Annotated in this window: 14 protein-coding genes, 2 pseudogenes and 1 riboswitch; all 16 genes and pseudogenes read right to left on the bottom strand. The window is 42.5% G+C overall.

The features are described from left to right. Positions 1 to 75 precede the first annotated feature (75 nt). The 16 genes and pseudogenes from ACQE26_RS00985 to ACQE26_RS01060 all read right to left on the bottom strand — a co-directional run bounded on the left by ACQE26_RS00985 (position 76) and on the right by ACQE26_RS01060 (position 18,812). On the bottom strand, positions 76 to 249 hold the full coding sequence (locus ACQE26_RS00985; protein ID WP_076982558.1) for a Fur-regulated basic protein FbpA: 174 nt from the start codon (positions 247 to 249) through the stop codon (positions 76 to 78). Between the two features lie 137 nt (positions 250 to 386). After that, positions 387 to 1,169, bottom strand: a complete 783-nt coding sequence (locus ACQE26_RS00990; RefSeq protein ID WP_500470413.1) for a DUF6574 domain-containing protein — start codon at positions 1,167 to 1,169, stop codon at positions 387 to 389. A 197-nt stretch (positions 1,170 to 1,366) separates the two neighbouring features. After that, entirely contained in the window at positions 1,367 to 2,689 is a 1,323-nt protein-coding gene (locus tag ACQE26_RS00995; protein WP_060963404.1) for an NCS2 family permease, read from the bottom strand. A gap of 131 nt (positions 2,690 to 2,820) precedes the next feature. Then, a riboswitch (purine riboswitch) is annotated at positions 2,821 to 2,922 on the bottom strand. Between the two features lie 122 nt (positions 2,923 to 3,044). Next, positions 3,045 to 4,445, bottom strand: coding sequence for a DUF4179 domain-containing protein (locus ACQE26_RS01000; RefSeq protein ID WP_500471433.1), 1,401 nt, complete (start codon positions 4,443 to 4,445; stop codon positions 3,045 to 3,047). Between the two features lie 18 nt (positions 4,446 to 4,463). Next, a pseudogene (locus tag ACQE26_RS01005) lies at positions 4,464 to 4,949 on the bottom strand (sigma-70 family RNA polymerase sigma factor); the annotation flags it as partial. Between the two features lie 102 nt (positions 4,950 to 5,051). Continuing rightward, positions 5,052 to 6,593, bottom strand: a complete 1,542-nt coding sequence (gene guaA / locus ACQE26_RS01010; RefSeq protein WP_007408887.1) for a glutamine-hydrolyzing GMP synthase — start codon at positions 6,591 to 6,593, stop codon at positions 5,052 to 5,054. A 163-nt stretch (positions 6,594 to 6,756) separates the two neighbouring features. Then, entirely contained in the window at positions 6,757 to 8,964 is a 2,208-nt protein-coding gene (locus ACQE26_RS01015; protein ID WP_500470415.1) for a DUF4129 domain-containing transglutaminase family protein, read from the bottom strand. Positions 8,965 to 8,982: 18 nt separating this feature from the next. Next, positions 8,983 to 10,167 (bottom strand): DUF58 domain-containing protein, encoded by a 1,185-nt coding sequence (locus ACQE26_RS01020; protein ID WP_438421354.1) that lies wholly within the window; start codon positions 10,165 to 10,167, stop codon positions 8,983 to 8,985. Continuing rightward, complete coding sequence (locus tag ACQE26_RS01025; protein ID WP_500470417.1) at positions 10,167 to 11,129, bottom strand: AAA family ATPase; 963 nt, start codon at positions 11,127 to 11,129, stop codon at positions 10,167 to 10,169. The genes ACQE26_RS01020 and ACQE26_RS01025 overlap by 1 nt, the downstream gene beginning before the upstream one ends. A gap of 138 nt (positions 11,130 to 11,267) precedes the next feature. Continuing rightward, positions 11,268 to 11,608 (bottom strand): annotated as a pseudogene (locus tag ACQE26_RS01030) (cation transporter dimerization domain-containing protein); the annotation flags it as partial. A 19-nt stretch (positions 11,609 to 11,627) separates the two neighbouring features. Beyond that, a complete protein-coding gene (locus ACQE26_RS01035) occupies positions 11,628 to 13,112 on the bottom strand; it encodes an ABC transporter substrate-binding protein (RefSeq protein ID WP_500471435.1) in 1,485 nt (494 codons plus the stop codon). Further along, a complete protein-coding gene (locus ACQE26_RS01040; protein ID WP_060963411.1) occupies positions 13,105 to 13,824 on the bottom strand; it encodes an aspartate/glutamate racemase family protein in 720 nt (239 codons plus the stop codon). The genes ACQE26_RS01035 and ACQE26_RS01040 overlap by 8 nt, the downstream gene beginning before the upstream one ends. Before the next feature lie 132 nt (positions 13,825 to 13,956). Continuing rightward, positions 13,957 to 14,982 carry a TauD/TfdA family dioxygenase gene (locus ACQE26_RS01045; RefSeq protein WP_438421352.1) on the bottom strand — a complete coding sequence of 342 codons (1,026 nt, stop codon included), beginning with the start codon at positions 14,980 to 14,982 and terminating at the stop codon, positions 13,957 to 13,959. Between the two features lie 63 nt (positions 14,983 to 15,045). Beyond that, entirely contained in the window at positions 15,046 to 16,290 is a 1,245-nt protein-coding gene (locus ACQE26_RS01050) for an ATP-grasp domain-containing protein (RefSeq protein ID WP_438421351.1), read from the bottom strand. Positions 16,291 to 16,315: 25 nt separating this feature from the next. Further along, the gene (locus ACQE26_RS01055) at positions 16,316 to 17,563 is read right to left on the bottom strand and encodes an MFS transporter (protein ID WP_489201670.1); all 1,248 of its coding nucleotides are present in this window, start codon (positions 17,561 to 17,563) and stop codon (positions 16,316 to 16,318) included. After that, positions 17,550 to 18,812: an ATP-grasp domain-containing protein gene (locus ACQE26_RS01060; protein WP_500470418.1), complete on the bottom strand. Its 1,263-nt coding sequence runs from the start codon at positions 18,810 to 18,812 to the stop codon at positions 17,550 to 17,552. The genes ACQE26_RS01055 and ACQE26_RS01060 overlap by 14 nt, the downstream gene beginning before the upstream one ends. Between the last annotated feature and the right edge of the window lie 21 nt (positions 18,813 to 18,833).

Here is an 18,833-nt window from a genome sequence, read left to right on the forward strand (position 1 = left end):
AAGGATAGTTTACCCTCTTTTGATCATTTTCAAAAGAAAAAAAAGCCCGCCCCAAGGCAGACTTTCAAACTCTTTTCAGTGAAGCTCAGCTTTCTTCAATCGTTTGACCGCTTCATATTCCTTTTCAAGCTCGCTCAGCGTGTATCCGGACAGTTCCTGAACATGGTTTTGGTATAACCCTGAGCGGATCAGCTTTGTCCTCAGATGCTGTTTTTTCCGATTAATGGCTTCTCGCAACAACGGGGCCATCCTCATCATCCTTTCCGAATCATAAAGATTAATGCCGCTTTCCAATTTCTGTTGCTCCCATCATATATCGGACGGCTTTTCAAAACAACACGCTATATTAGAAATATTTGTAAACATTGTGAAAGACAAATTTCGACTTACAAAGGGATCAGCGAGGCAGTAAAGTACTCTGAAATAAGCGGCCATGTCACAGCCGTAAAGACGAGCATGATGATGACCGCCGCAGAAATACAGTACATCACGTCGACGGCAGGATTCTCAGCCGATTTGTACAGAATCTGCACAAACTGCACCATCGCCGATGCAGCGAGAAATAAGGTCAGCGCCGTAAACACCACGGTGATAACCGGCAGATTCAATATCGCGAAAATCATCCACACGATAGAGCAGACGACAGCCGGAACAAGAAGTGAGCCGACTCCCGCGGCCGCATCCCGCATCGTCATTTTCTGTTTCAGCAGATAGCGTGATACAAGCCAGACCGCGCCGGCCGCAGCGGCAAAAAAGACGAGCGAATACACGAGAACGACGGTAAAGCCGTCAAAAAACGTGTGATGCCGTTCCCCGTATCCGAGCGGTCTCTGCTGGCTCGCCCTCAGCTGAAACCAATTTCCGATTGAGAAAAAAATACTGAATACAAGCATTGAAATAAGAGCATATTTAAAGCGGGAAAAGCCGTCTTCTCCAACGACCTTCACCGGTGATGTCAAAATGCGCAACGCGAAACGGCAATAACGTTTGACCGCGGCCCATACAGAAGCGAGTTTTTCCGTAAAAGCCGGAGCCGGGCGCCGTTCCTTTTCTTTCTTCTTTTGCTTTTGATAACGTCCCGCTTTTCTGGACATTCTCGAGAGCGGTTCTTCATCAGTTCCCTGATGCTGTTTTTCTTCTTCCAACGTTTCTTTTCTTTCTTCCGTCATGTCAGCAACTCCTATCAAAAAAATACGGCGGAATTTGTTAAGCAAGAAAATAAAACACTTATATAAGGTACCGAAGCGTCCTTAAACAGTCAAGCGGTTTTCTTCACCCGGACACCCACATGACGTTTTATAGTATGTATTGGTTTTACGGAATAGGACAAAAACAAAAAACCGGCTGAGAACAGCCGGTTTTTCCGTTATTTCAAGAAGATGAAATACAGGATAAAGATGACGAACAGCCCGTACATAATCGGGTGAACGCTTTTTCCTTTTCCTTTGCAGATCATTGTAATCGGGTAGAAAATAAAACCGATCGCAATCCCCGTCGCAATGCTGTACGTCAGCGGCATCATAATCATCGTTAAAAATGCCGGAACAGCCACCTCGAATTTATCCCAGGCGATCTTACCGAGCGGCGCCACCATCAGCGCGCCGACGATAATCAAAGCCGGAGCCGTCACATTCGTGGTGACAACTGACAGAAGCGGCGAGAAAAACATCGCCAGCATAAAGAGAATGCCCGTCACAACAGCTGCGAAGCCGGAGCGCGCTCCCGCCGCAACACCTGAGCTTGATTCAACATAAGAAGTTGTTGTAGACGTACCGAGCACGGCTCCGATAACGATTGAAGTTGAATCTGCCAAAAGCGCTCTTCCTGCGCGCGGAAGTTTGTTTTCCTTCATCAGTCCGGCCTGTGTCGCTACAGCCACCAGCGTACCGGCCGTATCGAAAAATCCGACGAACAGGAAAGTTAAAATGACAATCAGCATTTGTACGGAGAAGATATCCGGAAGGTGCATCCACGCCTGTCCGAAAGTCGGCGCAAGACTCGGCACGCTGCCGACAATGTGTGTCGGAACCGGAATCAGCCCGCAGATCATACCGGCAACCGCCGTCAGAAGCATTCCGATAAACACGCCGCCGTTTACGCGAAGCACCATCAGAATGACCGTCACAATAACACCGAAAACCGTCAGCAGCACAGGCCCGCTGTGAATATTGCCGATAGATACCAAAGTCGATGAGTTCGCTTCAATAATGCCCGAACCCTGCAAACCGACAAATGTAATGAATAAACCGATACCCGCGCCGACCGCCAATTTCAGCTCAGGCGGAATCGCATTAATGATTTTTTCCCGCAATCCCGTCAGCGAAAGCGCCACGAAGATAATTCCGGAAATCAAGACGCCGGAAAGCGCAGCCTGCCATGAAATCCCCATGCCGAGGACGACAGAGAAAGCAAAAAACGCGTTTAATCCCATACCCGGCGCAATCGCGATCGGATACTTTGCAATGAGCCCCATTAAAATACATCCGGCCGCAGACGCAAGGGCTGTAGCGGTGAACACCGCGCCCTGATCAATTTTTAATGCTTCCGGAAATCCTTTCACACCGTTTAAAGACAATGTCAGCGGATTGACGAACAGAATGTACGCCATTGACAAAAAGGTCGTTAAACCGCCGATGATTTCATTACGATAGCTTGTCCCCAGCTCATCAAACTGAAAAAATTGCTTCAAGCCAATTGCCTCCTTCATTCTCTCCCATTTATTCTGCCCGTTATCCGCCAAATAAAAAACGCCCCAAATACATTTGGGACGCTTGACTACATACGTTCAGTCTGAATAAATAAGAATGGATTATTTATATCAAACGATTGAGATTGATCCGTAGTCAAGCCATTTACGGTAGCTTGGTAGAAACTTGCGGGCCATATCCCCGCCATTATACGATATCTGCATATTTGATTTCTGAGTCTATTGTATCAATTCAATTTTGAAAACTCAATAAAAAAACGAACAATCTTGTTTAAAAAAATTAGTTTATTCGTTAATTGAGCAATAATGGAAGACGGCAAAAGCCGCCTTCCTGACATCATTTTCCGTCCGCAGGCCGCACCGGCACCGAGAATGTAATTTTGCCGTCACCTGCTAAAGTGTTCATGGCCGTTTGATTGACATACAAAGCGTATGAATCGAATGAGAAATCGCGCAATGAATATTCTTTATCGGATGAATCATCTAATTCAAAAACGGATTCCATTTCACCCGTTTTAAGATTCGTGACTTTCGCCTTATTCCCTTTCAGATAATAGCCTTTTTCATACTCATTAAGCGATGGCCAGGTTTTCATTTTTTTCGTATTGCCGAGACCGATTGATTCACCAGTATTCATCAGCTGATTTTCATCCGCCTTGCTGTAATTGATTCCGGTGAATTGATAATCAACGATTACCCGTCTGCCTTGCTGTTTGATCTTTTTGATGGTGATGCCGACATGATGATGTTTCGTTTCATAGCTGGCGGGCAGTTTTGTTTTCAGAGGGACGATTTCTCCCGGCTCTGATTCTGATTTTACATCACCCGTTATGAAAAGTGTTTTCGCTTTCGGGTCTATCGGTTTGCTGAATTGAGTTTGGCCGCGTACTCTTTTCCCGCCGCCGGGAAGGTTCTTCCTGCTGCCAAGTTCAATAGCCGCCATCGTCATTTCATAATGGTTTCCTGCATCATCCGTTGCTTCGTGAATCGAGATGGTATCATTTTTAGCTGCATCTTGAAAGTCGACTGAAAATAAGAGAGCCGATCCCATCGTTCCGTTTTCCGCCCGGATATCGAAAAAACGGTATAGTCCGTGATTTACATTCACAGCTTTCGTTCCTTCAAGAGAAACGGACTTTTGTTTCTTGATCGGAAGTGTAAAGCGCCAGTTTCCTGGGATATCCTTGATTTGTTTAATGACAAGCGGAAGCTTATCACCGTCTTTCATCTTGGGGCCGTCCGCAAAAAAGCGAAGCTGCCCCCCGTACTGCCCGTCTTTCATTTTTTTCATGCCCTGACTGTCATAATCCAACGATAATATATTCCGGCTGTCTTTATAATCGACTTCAAAAGGAATATCCTCCTCATCAGATTTCAAATTGTCAACAATAAAATTATAAACGAGCTGTCCGCTGTCGTAATACACACTTTTCACTGTAACCGTAATCCCGCGCGATTCCGCTTTCTCGTTCAGTTTTGTCACCAAATTGCTTTTAAACAGCGCAGAACCTGCCTTATCCTGAAATACCCTGTAAATCTGCCCGGCAACAGGGATGTTTCCCATAGCCGTATTAACGGAGGGCATGAACAAGCCTGAGGACAGATACAGAATAAACAAAGCAGCAGCAATCGCGAGGCCGTTTATCACTTTTCGTCCCCATCTCCGTCTGACGGCGCCTTCTTTTCCGGCACGGACAGCGGCGCTATGTATCACGTTTTTCAATTCAGCTTTCGGCACGTCAATGTCCTGATACAATTGGAATGCTTTTCTCGCCCTGTGAAGATGCGTTTTTACAGTGCCTTCCGCCATACCGGTCTGTTCTGCAATCATGGCAATCGAGAAATCTTGAAAATAATAAAGCTGAATGGTCAGCTGTATATGTTCGTCAAGCGTTTCCAGAGCATTCCGAAGATCTATGTATTCTTCAATGTTCTTATTCTCCGCGCGTGTATCATGTTGCGGCTCAAACGGAATGACGTCTCCGTTCTTTTTCCTCATTGCAAAAATCGTATGAAGCAAAATCCGGATCAGCCACGTTTTAAAATATTTCGGCTCCTTCAGCTGCGCGATATGAAGAAAAGCCTTGTAAGCCGTTTCCTGCACTGCGTCCAGCGTATCTTCCTTGTGATGCAAATAGAGATAAGCTGTTTTATATAAAGTCTCCTGGTGTGCTGTGATCAGTTTTTCAAAGGCTGAGGCATCACCTTTTTTCGCCTTTTTGATCAATCGTTCTTCCTTCACCTTATCCACCTCCTATGCTGTTAGATATGAATCGGGCCAAAACGGTTTCAAAAAGATGAAAAAAAACGCCTCTTTTTAAAAAGAGACGTTTTTTATCTTGATTTATTCCCACTCAATCGTTGCAGGCGGCTTGCTCGTAATGTCATACACGACGCGGTTGATGTGTTTCACTTCGTTGACGATCCGTGTTGAAATCACTTCAAGCACATCCCAAGGGATACGCGCCCAGTCAGATGTCATGCCGTCGATTGATGTTACGGCACGGATACCGATTGTGTAATCATACGTTCTCGCATCTCCCATGACGCCGACGCTGCGGATGTCAGGAAGAACCGTGAAGTATTGCCAGATGTCGCGCTCTAGGCCGTGGTTCGCCACTTCTTCACGCAGAATCGCGTCTGATTCCCGAACGATTTCAAGTTTTTCTTCCGTTACTTCGCCAAGTACGCGGATGCCAAGGCCAGGGCCAGGGAACGGCTGACGCCATACGATATCATCCGGAAGGCCGAGCTCTGTGCCAAGCGCGCGCACTTCATCTTTGAAAAGGGTGTTTAACGGCTCGATCAGTTCAAACTGCATATCTTCAGGAAGTCCGCCGACATTGTGGTGAGATTTGATCGTTTGCGCCGTTGCAGTACCGCTCTCGATAATATCCGTGTAAAGCGTTCCTTGCGCAAGGTAATCGATGCCTTTAAGCTTGTCCGCTTCATCATCAAACACGTAAATGAATTCGTTGCCGATGATTTTGCGTTTTTGCTCAGGATCAGAAACACCTTTCAGCTTGTTTAAGAATCTGTCTTTCGCATCAACTTTAATGACATTCATATTAAAGCCTTCGCTGAACGTTTTCATGACGCCTTCCGCTTCGCCTTTACGAAGCAGGCCGTGATCGACGAAAATACAAGTCAGCTGGTCGCCGATCGCTTTATGAATCAAAGCAGCCACAACAGAGGAATCAACACCGCCGCTTAGCGCGCAAAGAACCTGCTTGTCTCCGACTGTTTCACGGATTTTTTGCATTTCGATTTCGATAAAGTTTTCCATTGACCATTTGCCTTCACAATCGCAAACGCCGAAGACAAAGTTTTTCAGAAGATCATTGCCGTATTCAGAGTGGCGCACTTCCGGGTGGAACTGAACGCCGTACCAATTCTTGTCCGCTTTGCTCATCGCTGAATTCGGGCAGTGATGGCTTGTTGCGTCAACAGTGAAGCCTTCAGGAACTTCTACAACCAAATCGCCGTGGCTCATCCACACAACCTGTTCTTCCGGAAGATCTTTGAACAAATCAGGAGTTCCTTGAATCTGAATGTTCGCTTTTCCGTATTCGCGCTGGCTTGCCGCCTCGACTTTCCCTCCGAGATAATGAGTCATCAGCTGCATGCCGTAGCAGATGCCTAATACAGGAATATCGAGTTCAAAGATTTTTTCGTCACAGCGGAAAGATCCTTCATCATATACACTGTTCGGTCCGCCTGAAAGGATAATTCCTTTTGGATTCATTTCTTTGATTTCCTCAGCTGTCAACGTATGGGGATGCAGCTCGCTATATACGCCAAATTCACGGATCCGGCGGGTAATCAGCTGGTTATACTGACTGCCGAAATCAAGAACAAGAATCATTTCATTCACTAACTTCGTCATGGTTGTCACCTAATCTCCTCTAAGTTTTTGACACAGAAAAAACGGAGGACAAACGTTCAGCCCTCTGTCGCGCAAGACTTGTCCGGAAGCCCGGCTTTTTAACGCTCCCGGGCTCCCATTTAACATTCATTTATTCTAACAACAGGACGATATACGGTCAAGACTATCTTGTTTTAATTATATTTTCCCACAACTGTCCCGATTCATTCCAAAGCTCCGCGGCATTATCCCTGCGGTATAAGGCCCGCTCATAGCGCAGCGTCAGCTCGGACATGTCGTTTGTACCGTATGCCTCGTCAATCCTCGCCGCAAAATCGCGCAGCGTTTCTCCGTCTCCTCTGCTGAATCCTTTTCGTTTCAGCTGGCGGAGCAGCGCGGCATATGCGTCGAAAAAGACGTCTTCATCCGTACGCCGCTTCAGTCTGGCTGCTGCAGCGTACGGAATCCAGCGCGCGCGGAGCAGCCAGGCGAGCGCCGCCGCGGCTGAAATCACGATGATGACGGCTGCATACGGCCACAGCTGTGCCGCGGTATTGTTGCGGATCACAGGATGCGGTGCCGCACTGTGATCCCGCTTTTTCGGCGCTTCTTCTTTTTCAGGCTTTGTTTCCTGACGCTGCTTGTCAGACGGTGTATCCGAATTCCCCGCTGAGCTTCCGCTGTCTTTTCCAGCTGTTTGATTTTGCTCTGACGTAAACTCCGTCGGATTGGTGAAGCCTTTCGTCGGCTCAAACGTCACCCAGCCCTGATCGGGAAAATACACTTCAACCCACGAATGGGCGTTGTTGTTTGTGACTTCATAAATGTGGCCGTTATGGTCGCCTGCGCTTTTATACTCGCCGGATGTATAACCCTTCACCCAGCGGGCGGGAATACCCGCAGATCGGAGCAGCACCGCCATAGCCGATGAAAAGTTATCACAATAACCTCTTTTCGTTTCAAACAGAAATTGATCGACATAATCCTGATTGTGCTCCGGAATGGCGACATCCTGCGTATCATACGAAAATGCGGAAGATCCCAGATAGTCCTCGACAGCCTTCGCTTTATCAAACATATTATGATGATCCCGCGTCAGTCTGTCTGCAAGCTGTCTCACTCTTTGCGGAACACTGTCCGGAAGCTGTAAATACCGGTCATTGAATTGGTTCTGCTCACGGTATCGTTTCACTTTCACTTTTCTGAGATCATTCAGCTTAAAGACGGGCGCGTGAAAAGTCACCGTGTACCGTCCCATATTGCGGATGTTGCCCACTTGTTCACTGATCGGCGTGATTTGCTCGGTGTTTCCGTTCATTTCAAGCTGAATCGAGTGCTTCGGTTTAATATTGGAGAGGCCGATCGGATACATGACGTGATTATAAAGATAATTTTCATCAATGGACACCTGCGCCGTATAGCGTCTCGTCTGCACACTCCGATCAAACCATATGTCTTCCACATTGCCGCCGTTCAGTTTATAGGACATGCCCTGGTCGGTCTCCACCCAGCCTTTTCCCGTATATGTATCTTTCGTTTCCACCCGGAAGTACGACCGCTCTTTTCCCTTCCATGTAAAAACCGGCGTATCGTCCTGCTGAAAAGGGCCGCCCAATGTTTCATCATGATTGCCGTAGCCGATTTTGCTTTCAGCGGCGGGCACTTCTTTGTGATTTGTTATTTTTTTCAGAAACGGCACGGGGTCCGGCCAATTCGGATCTGATTTCGGAGCCGCCAGACCGAACACGACGGAAGCGCAGATAAACAGCGCCAGCGGCAGAAACCATTTGATAATCAATCTTTTTTTAAATGCTATGTGTTCTGTCAGGCGGATGCGCTCCATATACAAAAGCCCCATCATCAAAAAGCCGATAAAGACAATCCGGATGACAGCGTATGCGGCATCATAAGGAGTAAATGTATCAAGTACGGTAATATACGCCACCGTCATGATAAAAAAGAATAAGATTTTCCGCTGATAGATCACCCAATAATGCAGCAAATACACAAGCAGCCATAAAAGCACAAAAAACAGCAATGTGCGGAATGACGGGTTCATATCATTCCATCTTCCGGTTCCGATGTGCCGGACATTCAGCATCACGTCCCGCAAAAAAGAAGCAAGCCATTCCGGCTGAAAAACCGACCCTTTATAAAACAGCATGTGAATACTGATCAACGTAAACAGAATGCAGGACGGCACGGTGACGTACCACCTCATCCGGAAGAATGACAGCAGAAATGCCAAACCGATAAAGACGATGAAAAAACCGGTATGCTTTGTATCCGTAAAATTGTGCAGCGGCCTGAGCCATTCCCACAACAATAAAAAAGCGAGAAAATAAAACAGCAGCAGACTCAGCCTGCTTCCCTGGTTCTCGTCATGCGGCATGGCGCGCCACCTCTCTTTCTAAACAACATGGGACACCCGTTTGTCCCTGATCATTTGCACCTTGATATTCTTTTGAGCGAAGATGAGAGCGAGATTCCGTTCTTTTTCAGAAAGCACGGCATTCGTTTCTTTCGCCAAAAACACCGTCATGTCAGCGCGGACGGACTCAGCCTGTTTGAGGAGATCTTCTGTAAGACTGCCCGTCACGACGGCAATAAAAGCCTTGCGGACGCGCGGATCCGCCAGCTCTTTTCCTAAACGCCCGCCTGCACCAGCTTCTTCCGATTCAGAAGCTGATGCCAGGTAACGCAGCACATTTCTGAAATGCTCTTCTCCCTCCCGGACGGGAAAAACAGTCCGGTCGCTCCCTAATGAAATAAATCCTGCGGGAGAGCCCTTCACAAGCGCGGTGTAAAGCAGAGATGCTGAGGCTGACACCGCGGCTTCAAATGAAGGAGACGGATTGCAGTCCAAAACGAAAATCATATCCGTGCTCTGCAGCGGGTCAAATTCCTTCGTCATCAGTTCATTGCGGCGCGCGGACGTTTTCCAGTCGAGAGCGGAAAACCGGTCGCCCGGCTGATAATTTCTGACGCCCGCGGCTATTGCGGAGCGGTGAACCTGAAACGGCGTGCCGGCACCCGCACCCTCTTCGCCTGATGCAGCCTGCTGCTTATCATGAACAGACCCGTACGCCGGGAATACTAAGACCGTGTCCGTTACGGAAAATGAAGCCGTCTTGTCCAAGAGCCCGAGAACATCTCCCGTCCGCACTCTTATCGTATGGAAATGATGCTCCCCGCGCGGCGCCTGCGGCAGCTCATATTGTAACGTCAGCTTCTTTTGAAACCACGGAAATATGAGCTGTTTTGCACTGCGCCTCTCGCCGAGCGTTTCCGGCATCACGTCTTCAATGACCATATATGTCAGCGGAAACGGCAGGCGTCTCGTCAGCCTGATGGTGACAGACAGTCTGTCACCAGAGGTTAACCGGGCGGAAGAAATCTCACGCGCCGCCTGAAACGCCCGCAGCGGATACACGGCGACCAGCCCGGCGTAAACGGTAAACGGCAAAAACGCATAAAATAAAAACCAGCTCACAAATCCGCCCTGGAACATGGCATAAGAAAAGACCGCCGCCATCAGTACGGCCAAAATAAGCAGCTTCCAGCCGTATAACAGCCAATGTACTTTCTTTCTCATTAGCGGACCGACATCCTTTGAACGGGAACTTTTTCCGTTTGCATGATGTCTGCGATAACCGCTTCCGGCGTGACATCATTAAATTTCGCATCGGCAGTCAAGATCATTCTGTGCGGCAGCGTATACGGAGCCAAATACTGGACGTCATCAGGAATAACATAATCGCGGTCATGAAGCAGCGCGTACGCCTGCGCGGCTTTCATTAATGAGATCGAACCGCGCGGACTTACGCCCAAATGGACGGAAGGATGCCGGCGGGTATGCTGAGTGATGCCGACGATATACGCTTTAATTCCATCATCTACCCGCACCTGCTCCAGTTGTTGCTGGAGGGTGATGAACTGTTCTTTAGAAATGACGGGCTCGATTGTTTCGAGCGGATTGCGCCCTTCCTGCAAAGACAGTACCCGAAGCTCCTCCTCGGCAGTCGGATAGCCCATGCGCAGCTTAAATAAAAACCGGTCAAGCTGCGCTTCAGGAAGCGGATACGTTCCTTCATATTCAACCGGGTTTTGTGTCGCCATGACGAAAAACGGCTCAGCCAGCCGCATTGTCTTTCCGTCAATCGTGACATTTCCCTCTTCCATCGCCTCAAGCAAAGAAGACTGCGTTTTCGGCGAGGTTCTGTTAATTTCATCGGCCAGCACGATGTTCCCCATAATTGGTCCGGGGCGGTACTCAAATTCCATCGTTTTCGTATTATAAATAGAGACACCCGTCACATCTGACGGCAGAAGATCCGGCGTGAATTGAATCCTCTTAAAGTCAGCACCGATCAGCTTGGCCAAAGCGCGGACCATCATCGTTTTTCCGACTCCCGGCACGTCTTCCAGCAGCACATGCCCTTTTGCGAGAATGGCGGCCAGGCTGAGTATGGCGATGTCCCGTTTTCCTATGATGATGTTTTCAATATGCTCAACGGCTTTCTCCAGCAGCGGATGCAGCTCTTCTTTATAAGCCATTCTTCTCCCCCTAGTCATCTCTCAAATTTCAATTATTGTAACCTAACTTTACCACAAAATATAATCAGTATAAAAAAACGTTTCAGCGAATTGTGTCCAGTCCGAAAAAGCAAAAAAGCTCCCTTTAAAAAGGAAGCTTTATTTCAGCTGGAGAGGCTCCATATGAACGTGTGAATGGCCGATGGCGTGTTCCTCTTTCATCCTGCGTTCTGCCTCATTTGCGATATCATGGCTCTCTTTAATATTCAGATCAGACGGCACTTCAATGACGACATCAATATGAACGGAGCTGCCAAGATATCTCGCTTTAATATCTTTTAAACGGCTGACGCCGAGATTTTTCGATCGTCTGTTTATAAGCTGAAATGTCCGTTACATCGGAGCCACTGTCAAAGAGCGGGATGATTCTTTTCAAAATAAGGAGACCGATCACACACCGTGACTGTATCAATCCAAGCAAGGCAGATTTGCAACTCAATGGTTAAGTTCACCTTAGGATTACATCGTTTCCAATGATAATGGTTTTATGTATTCATATGCAGGCTGATAAAATTGATCAAAAAAACTTTTTCCATCCATTTTGGATTTACGAAATAGATAAGATTCATAGGTTAAAGCTATAGGAAACACTAAGCTGTTTTCTATAACTAACTCTTCTACTTTTCTATACATTTTATTTCTCTTATTCATATTAATTTCTTTTTTCGCATCTTTGAGGAGACCTCTAATATTCATAAGAGTTCCAGTATTCGCACGATAGATTTCTTTATCACTGCTGAAAAATAAAGATAAATCTTCCGGATCATTATAGTTAAAACTTGAGGAACTGACTAATATATGCTGCTGAGTATCTAAAAGGCTTTCATGTAAGGAAGAAAGTTCTGTTTTAACTACGTCGAAGCCTTTGGCACTCAATAAATGATATAGCTTGTTCTGCATTTTACGCAAATGAGAGTGTTCACTATAATTATTGTAAACAATGATACTTAATTGAGGAATATACCCCCATTTCAAAAGATAATTTTCCTTAGCAGCTTGAAAATTAAAATTTACTAATTCTTCCTCATGATTAGGCACATCTAATATAGTTTCAGGTAAGAAACTATGAGCAGGCGAATATATTGACCTCTCTGTTTTCGGTATGCTGGATAATATATCTTCTTTGTTTAATGCTAAGTTAATTAAACTTCTTAATTCCTTCCACATCTTATCTTTATCATGTAACACAAAATATTCTATAGCTATTGTGACGCTTATAGGGCTTTTCAAAATGTCAAACTCGTTTTCTGTTTGATTTTCCACTTCGGCTAATAAATCAACTTGACTTACGTCTGTATATACCACAAACTGTAATTTATCAAAAGAATCGATTCTTTCCTCAAAGTAATCCTCATTCTTTTTTAAAGTCAAAACCTTAGAGTCTTCACTTAGGCTTTCATAGCAGTAAGCTCCAACTCCTATGGGGTTGTCTTTCCACACCCAGAGATCATTTTCTAAAAACTCTTCTCGCGGAACAATACTTAAGGCACTTCGAGTAAAGTATTTTAGAAAAAGCAAATTTAGATGTTTCAATTTTATTTTTAGTCTGTAATCATCAATAACCTTTATGCCGGAACACATATTCGGAACATATTTATTTGTCTGACTTACCTCTTCGTAACCTTCTATATCGGATAGTAATTCTGAAAAGGTAGATCTTGCCCCCTTCATCATTCCTCTGCATAAAGAAAACTCAATATCTCGAGCTAAAGCTTTTCTGCCATTGTGAAAGTAAATATCTTTTCTAAGTACAAGGAGGTATTCATTATCACAATCATTAATTTCCCATTGTTCAATAATGTTAGGCAATAAATGCCCTTCTTTGGACATCTTAAATAATGGAGGAAAAAGAGCTCTGCATATTTCATAATCACATGAATAAATATTAAAAGGAGAGATATTTTTAGAAATAGACGAAACCCCTACTTTCAAGGTACTATTCATTCTTCCCACTCTCCAAGCCCTCTTTTATATATCTTTCTACTAGTCTTCTCGCTAGTATCTGAGAAGAATCATATATCTTGAGTTTAGTATGATTCGTACAAAAAAATAAATCAGTACAAGCACAAACTACTTCATTTATCCCTTCTGTTAAAAGAATATCTTCTATCGTTTTCCATTCATCCGTTACTTTTGAACAAACTCCTAATGTTTTAGTTTTTAAAATTAATTCATCAACTCTTTTTTGATACTCATCGTTCCAAAATACATTTTTACCTTTTAACTTTAGTTTTTCTTGATATAAATTGCTTTCCACAGTCCCTCTTGTAGCAAGTAAGCCGACTTCATTTCCTTCATTTTCTAATTCATTTACTGTTTCATCAATTATATTTAATATGGGTATACTTGTCATTTGGCACAATTCTTTATAATATGAATGAACCACGTTACAAGGTATTGCTATAATCGAACAATTAGAATTGTTTAGTGAGTCAATTCCGACTTTTAATGCCTTTAACATCTCGCTGTCATCAATCGCTTTTTTAGGATGAAAAGGTGTTGGCAGCGAATATATTATCATATGGGGAAAATCATTATCGAACTTTGCTCCATATAAATTTTCACAGCAGTCCAGAACAGATTCTAAAAATGGACCTGTTGATCTTGGTCCCATCCCTGCAAGAATTCCAATTTTATAAACCTCACTATTATTCATTCTGGTTCTCTCCTTGTTAATATCTTAGAGGTTAACAATTTAAATAAACCATACACTTAGTTAAACAATAAAATTTATTCTAAGTGTATGATTTAAGAATTTTATATTAAGCTAACTGCATAAAACGACAATTTACTTTAATTTGAGTTCATATTTTAGAGGTATGCATACATGACTGCCAGGGCTTCTGCTAAAACTAGATCGGCCTAGATCATTCACTGTAAACATTCTTTGAAGCCAACGATCATTCCCATCGTATTGTGGGGTAAAGGATGAGCGAGCGTGCGCTGCTAATCTGTTGTCGATAATAATAAGGTCCCCAGGACAGAGGGGTACTTTTATAGAAACCTTACTTAATGCTTCTTTTAATAATTCCAATGCCCATTTTGCTTCTTCAGTTATTCCTTCCATTAAGGAACAATGAATGACCATTTCTGGTGCTTGAATGCTGCCTGAAAGCACGGGTATGATCTTTGATAAGTCATCCGAATTAAATGAAGCAGGCGGGCTTAATTTATACAGAGGCTCTCTTAATGTTAATACTACTGAACTTGGCAGTAATTCTAAAGCATTAACTATAGAAGCAGTTTCTGTTTGTGCTTCGTTTTTATGGTCTGATCGTAAGCAATATAAAGCAAGGTGATCAGGTCTGTATGGATGTATAGCGTCTTCAGTATGATAAGTAAAAAAGACTTTCGATCCAGAGTTTTCCAAACCGCTTTCTTTCCCCTTAATTGGACAAATATCATGAATGAGTTGTCCATTTTTTTCATCAGCATACCCAATCGGCTCACCCATATACAGCATGAATAGCATTAGACATAATTCACTAACAAAGGAGATCTTATCCAAAGAGGGATTGCCATCATCAGGAGTCTGAGGTAAACTATCGTCTGTAGGCAAGTTTCTAAATAAAATCGTTCCTTCTCTGTTAGAATTTCGCTTAAAATTAATTAGAGCACTCTTTACTCTGTCTGGAAGATTATGCGAAACAAATTGTAATCTATTTAGGGCAGAATTATTAATAACATTTGGATTGAAATTAATTTCCTTTATTAAGTTCTCAATCAGTTCTTTTTCAGCCTGTGATATTTCTAAAACTACACCTTCACTCATACCTAGAGACAAACTTTTTTCTTCGGTAAGCAAGGTTGACAATTTAATCTTCCCCTTCCAAAACTCAAGTTAATGAATCTTATAAAATTATTTTTTATTGTAATATTACTGTTTTACAAAGCTTTTATATTCATACTGATGTTCTTTTATAGCATTCATGACATCTTTATAAACTTGATTTGTTTCCCCTTTAAAGATGTATCTGGCCGGAATCTTCAAATATCCGCCGCTTCCATCCAGTACTTCTCCTTTACTCCGTAAATACTCTTCTACTAAAGTTGACAATTTCCCTTTAAATGAAGTGTTTTTTTCCATTAAACAAGGCAGTTCTGCTGGAAAAGGAATTAAGAGATAGCCTGAAGATACTCCTTCATCCAGCCGCACATCCGAAACTTCTTCCCCTAATTCAACTTTTAACTGATCAGTTACAGCATCTCTGCCAATCAATAGACTTACACATCTTGGGATATCTGCTCCTCCCATACGGGCTCCAATTTCCATAAAAATAGGTTCGAGCTTGTCACTTTTCTCATCTGCAATTATTTCAAGATGGAACATAGTATTGTTTATTCCCAAGGCATTAACGGTCTTTTGGGTAAAGTCGATGAGCCCCTCATATAACATAGTCTCATTCTTATCTACAGAAACCGATCCCAATGGACTTTGTTGAAAGAATTTTATTGGCGGATTGATATACCGAAACGGAATACAAAATTTTAATTGATTATCCTTTACTAATCCATCAACGTGAAATACTGTTCCCTCACAATATTCCTCGCATTCCAAGTCCTTAAATTCTATGTGTGGCAATATTTCGTCATACTCCTCTTGATTATGAAGAATATGAACTCCTTTACTAGCAGCCATTCTCCTAGGCTTTATGACAATAGGAAAGCCTGCTTGGTTAATAAATTGTTCTAACTCCTCTACACTATCACATTTACTAAATTTAGGAGTTCTTAAGCCAGATTGGCTGACAATCTCTTTCATCCTTACCTTATCTCTGGCATTTAGAGCCTGTTCAAAAGATAGACCCTCTAATCCCTTTTCATCTCTTAATTTCCCTGAATTCAATATATCCCATTCACTCAGAGCTATTAACCGATCTATACTTCCACCTTTTTTTTCAATCGTTTCAAATGCTGTACGAATGTTATCCAAAGAGTTAATATCCTCAACAAGCTCTATGATAGAATTTTCTAAAATATTTTGAGTTAAACCCTTATTACCTTCAGCGTCAACAATATAACTTACTTTATATTCGTTATGATTCATTATCTTTTCATAATCAGGTTTTTCAGAATCCCACCCTACTGACCAGCGATTAATAATACATATGTGTTTAGTCATAATACTTGTCCCCTTTATCTTCATATTATAATTCTAAAACATCTTTCTGGGCAGCATGACGTTTATTATAAAAATAATAAGTAAATATTGTGGAGTTGACTATAATCCAAAAAATCGAAACTCCTAATATTACTTCTTGAGGTCCTGTAATTTTAGTAAAGGTAGAAGTTATTAATCCAGCAAGGGGCAGGCTTAGACGATTAAAGAAAACAATAGTTCCCATACTCTTACCTAAATGATGTTTCGGTATTAGCTTAACTCGTTCTGTTCTTAGAAATACATTAAAAATCCCTATTCCACAAACCAAAAGGGCGTAGCCGATAACATAAATGTAAAATTGATTGGCTATTCCCAAAATGACGCCAGATAATGTTAACAACACAATAGATGCTATGCCTATATTATTAATACTCTTACTTTTTTTCAAAAACACAGGAATTAACAAAACCACTATAGATCCCGTGATCCCGCCAAACATCGCCAATAATGAATACTCTCTAGAGGTTGCACCAAGAACCCCTTGGGCTACAGCTGGATTTAAAGCCATTACAGTCCCCATCACAAGATTAATAAGCATTGTTGCCAGTACCAACAGCCGAAGAAAGAAATTTTTAGCTATAAACTTAAACCCATCCCCAATTGTTCCTAGAACTCGTTTAATGGACTTCGTTTCCCTAACAACCAGATTTTTAGCCTTATTGGGAAGACCCAGTACTCCGAAACCTGTTATTGCAAATGCAATACCAGTAATAATAAGAAAATCCATCTCTTTTATAAATAGAACCAATATACTTGCCAAAGCTGGTCCCATCACTTGGGAACTAAGCTCCAATCCTTGGATTAACGATTGGATGCGGGGAATATCGTTATTATCAAAGTTCCTCCCGATAGTTGTTTCTAATGTGACAAAGTTTAATGAGTTTAAAATAGCGAACAAAGAGGCTGCAACTGAAAGTATAATAAATGTTTGGCTTGGCATATAGATTAATAATAAGAAACCTGATATGGAAACTAATGCTCGCAGGCTATCGCCAATAATATAAAGTTTCTTTTCTTTATAAGTATCTACAAGCACTCCTATAAAGGGGAGTAATAATACTGCCGGCAGCCACTCTATAAGGAATGCTAATCCTGATTTGGACGCTTCTCCGGTGTATTGAAAAATTAATAAAGGGATAGCAAATAGCAGAAGTTGTTCGGATACTGTTGATACAAATCTGCACCCAAGAAACAAAATCAATTTAGATGTATAGATACTATTAGACTTTTTCAAGATAGTCTAAAGGCTCCTTTAATTCCATATTATAGTACACAGGTTTTATCCATCCGTTATGTAGAGTTTTTACTCTTATAGAATCTACATCTTTAATTACGTCTTCCTTTAGTCCAGAAAGCATTCCCAGCCAACTCCAATTACTGCTTCCCATAGCGGAAACGGTGTCCCCTAAATTTTGGGCCTGTGTATGCTTAGATTTCATATTTTCTGCATACTTAATTTCAAGTACTCTATCTTGATTAGGAATTCCGTAAGCTATCCCTAAGCTCTCCTTACATTCTTCTCCCCAAAAGGCCGTTGGAATGATCTCTTTTTCATTTAGGACTAACTCCATTGATTGTCGGTAAATACTATGTGGTTCAATTCCGTATGAACAAGCTATAATCTCAGTAATATTTGCTCCGCCAGGCCTTCCAAAGTTACAATCTATTAATTTAACTTGATTTTCTGAAACAATAAATTCAGTATGAAAAAATCCTCTGCTATACCCGCTTCTCTCCACGAGAGTTTGAACAATCTTGCACAATTCTTTCTGAGCTATAGATTGATAAGGGAATATGAATACCGATTCTGCATTTTCCGTCTTCCTTCTGCCAGTTACTCCAATTGGAATTACTTTACTCTCTAAAACGTATCCCTCTAAGCTTACAAGTTCTCCGTCTATTATTTCTTGAACGACATATTCGTCAGGGTGCAGATGCTTAGGTAAGGTTTTATCAAATAATTTTTCTATATTCTCAATATCATTTTCATCCTCTAATACACTTATACCTTTAGCACCAGCTGCAAAGGATGGTTTTAGTATCAATCCATTCTGTGAAGCAGATAACATTTTTTTTATCTCTGAATAAGGAATCGCCCCTGTAGTGAAAGAAAGTGATAGCGGCGTAAATTCTGGGATAATGTCATTGACATACGCCTTATCCTTAAGTAATTCAATTTTTGGATCAATTCCCTTTATATCTAAAGCGCCGCATAATTTAGTGCAAATTTCTAATTTACTATCTAAAAAAGAGATAACTCCTGCAATGTCCTCTTTTGGAAAAGTTCTTATAATCTCATACAGCTCTTCAAAAGAATTAGTATTACAATTAATAAACTTATAAGATGTAAGTTGAGAGAGTGCATCTCCTTCCTGACTATTTAAGTTTGTCAAGAACAGAACATTCAGATTCATTTCCTTTGCCGCTTTTACAATATACTCTGGCCCAATAACAGAAGAATCAATAACAAATAAGGTTTTCACGTTTTTCTAATTCTCCCTTCT

The sequence above is a fragment of the Bacillus sp. 5RYD7K genome (assembly GCF_059831465.1).

What these genes read in the sequence shown, in the direction of transcription:
- ACQE26_RS00990 (WP_500470413.1), bottom strand. Translation starts at nt 1,169, where the DNA reads ATGACGGAAGAAAGAAAAGAAACGTTGGAAGAAGAAAAACAGCATCAG.
- ACQE26_RS01040 (WP_060963411.1), bottom strand. Translation starts at nt 13,824, where the DNA reads ATGAATAATAGTGAGGTTTATAAAATTGGAATTCTTGCAGGGATGGGA.
- guaA (WP_007408887.1), bottom strand. Translation starts at nt 6,593, where the DNA reads ATGACGAAGTTAGTGAATGAAATGATTCTTGTTCTTGATTTCGGCAGT.
- ACQE26_RS00985 (WP_076982558.1), bottom strand. Translation starts at nt 249, where the DNA reads ATGGCCCCGTTGTTGCGAGAAGCCATTAATCGGAAAAAACAGCATCTG.
- ACQE26_RS01050 (WP_438421351.1), bottom strand. Translation starts at nt 16,290, where the DNA reads ATGACTAAACACATATGTATTATTAATCGCTGGTCAGTAGGGTGGGAT.
- ACQE26_RS01020 (WP_438421354.1), bottom strand. Translation starts at nt 10,167, where the DNA reads ATGAGAAAGAAAGTACATTGGCTGTTATACGGCTGGAAGCTGCTTATT.
- ACQE26_RS01025 (WP_500470417.1), bottom strand. Translation starts at nt 11,129, where the DNA reads ATGGCTTATAAAGAAGAGCTGCATCCGCTGCTGGAGAAAGCCGTTGAG.
- ACQE26_RS01015 (WP_500470415.1), bottom strand. Translation starts at nt 8,964, where the DNA reads ATGCCGCATGACGAGAACCAGGGAAGCAGGCTGAGTCTGCTGCTGTTT.
- ACQE26_RS01035 (WP_500471435.1), bottom strand. Translation starts at nt 13,112, where the DNA reads ATGAATAGTACCTTGAAAGTAGGGGTTTCGTCTATTTCTAAAAATATC.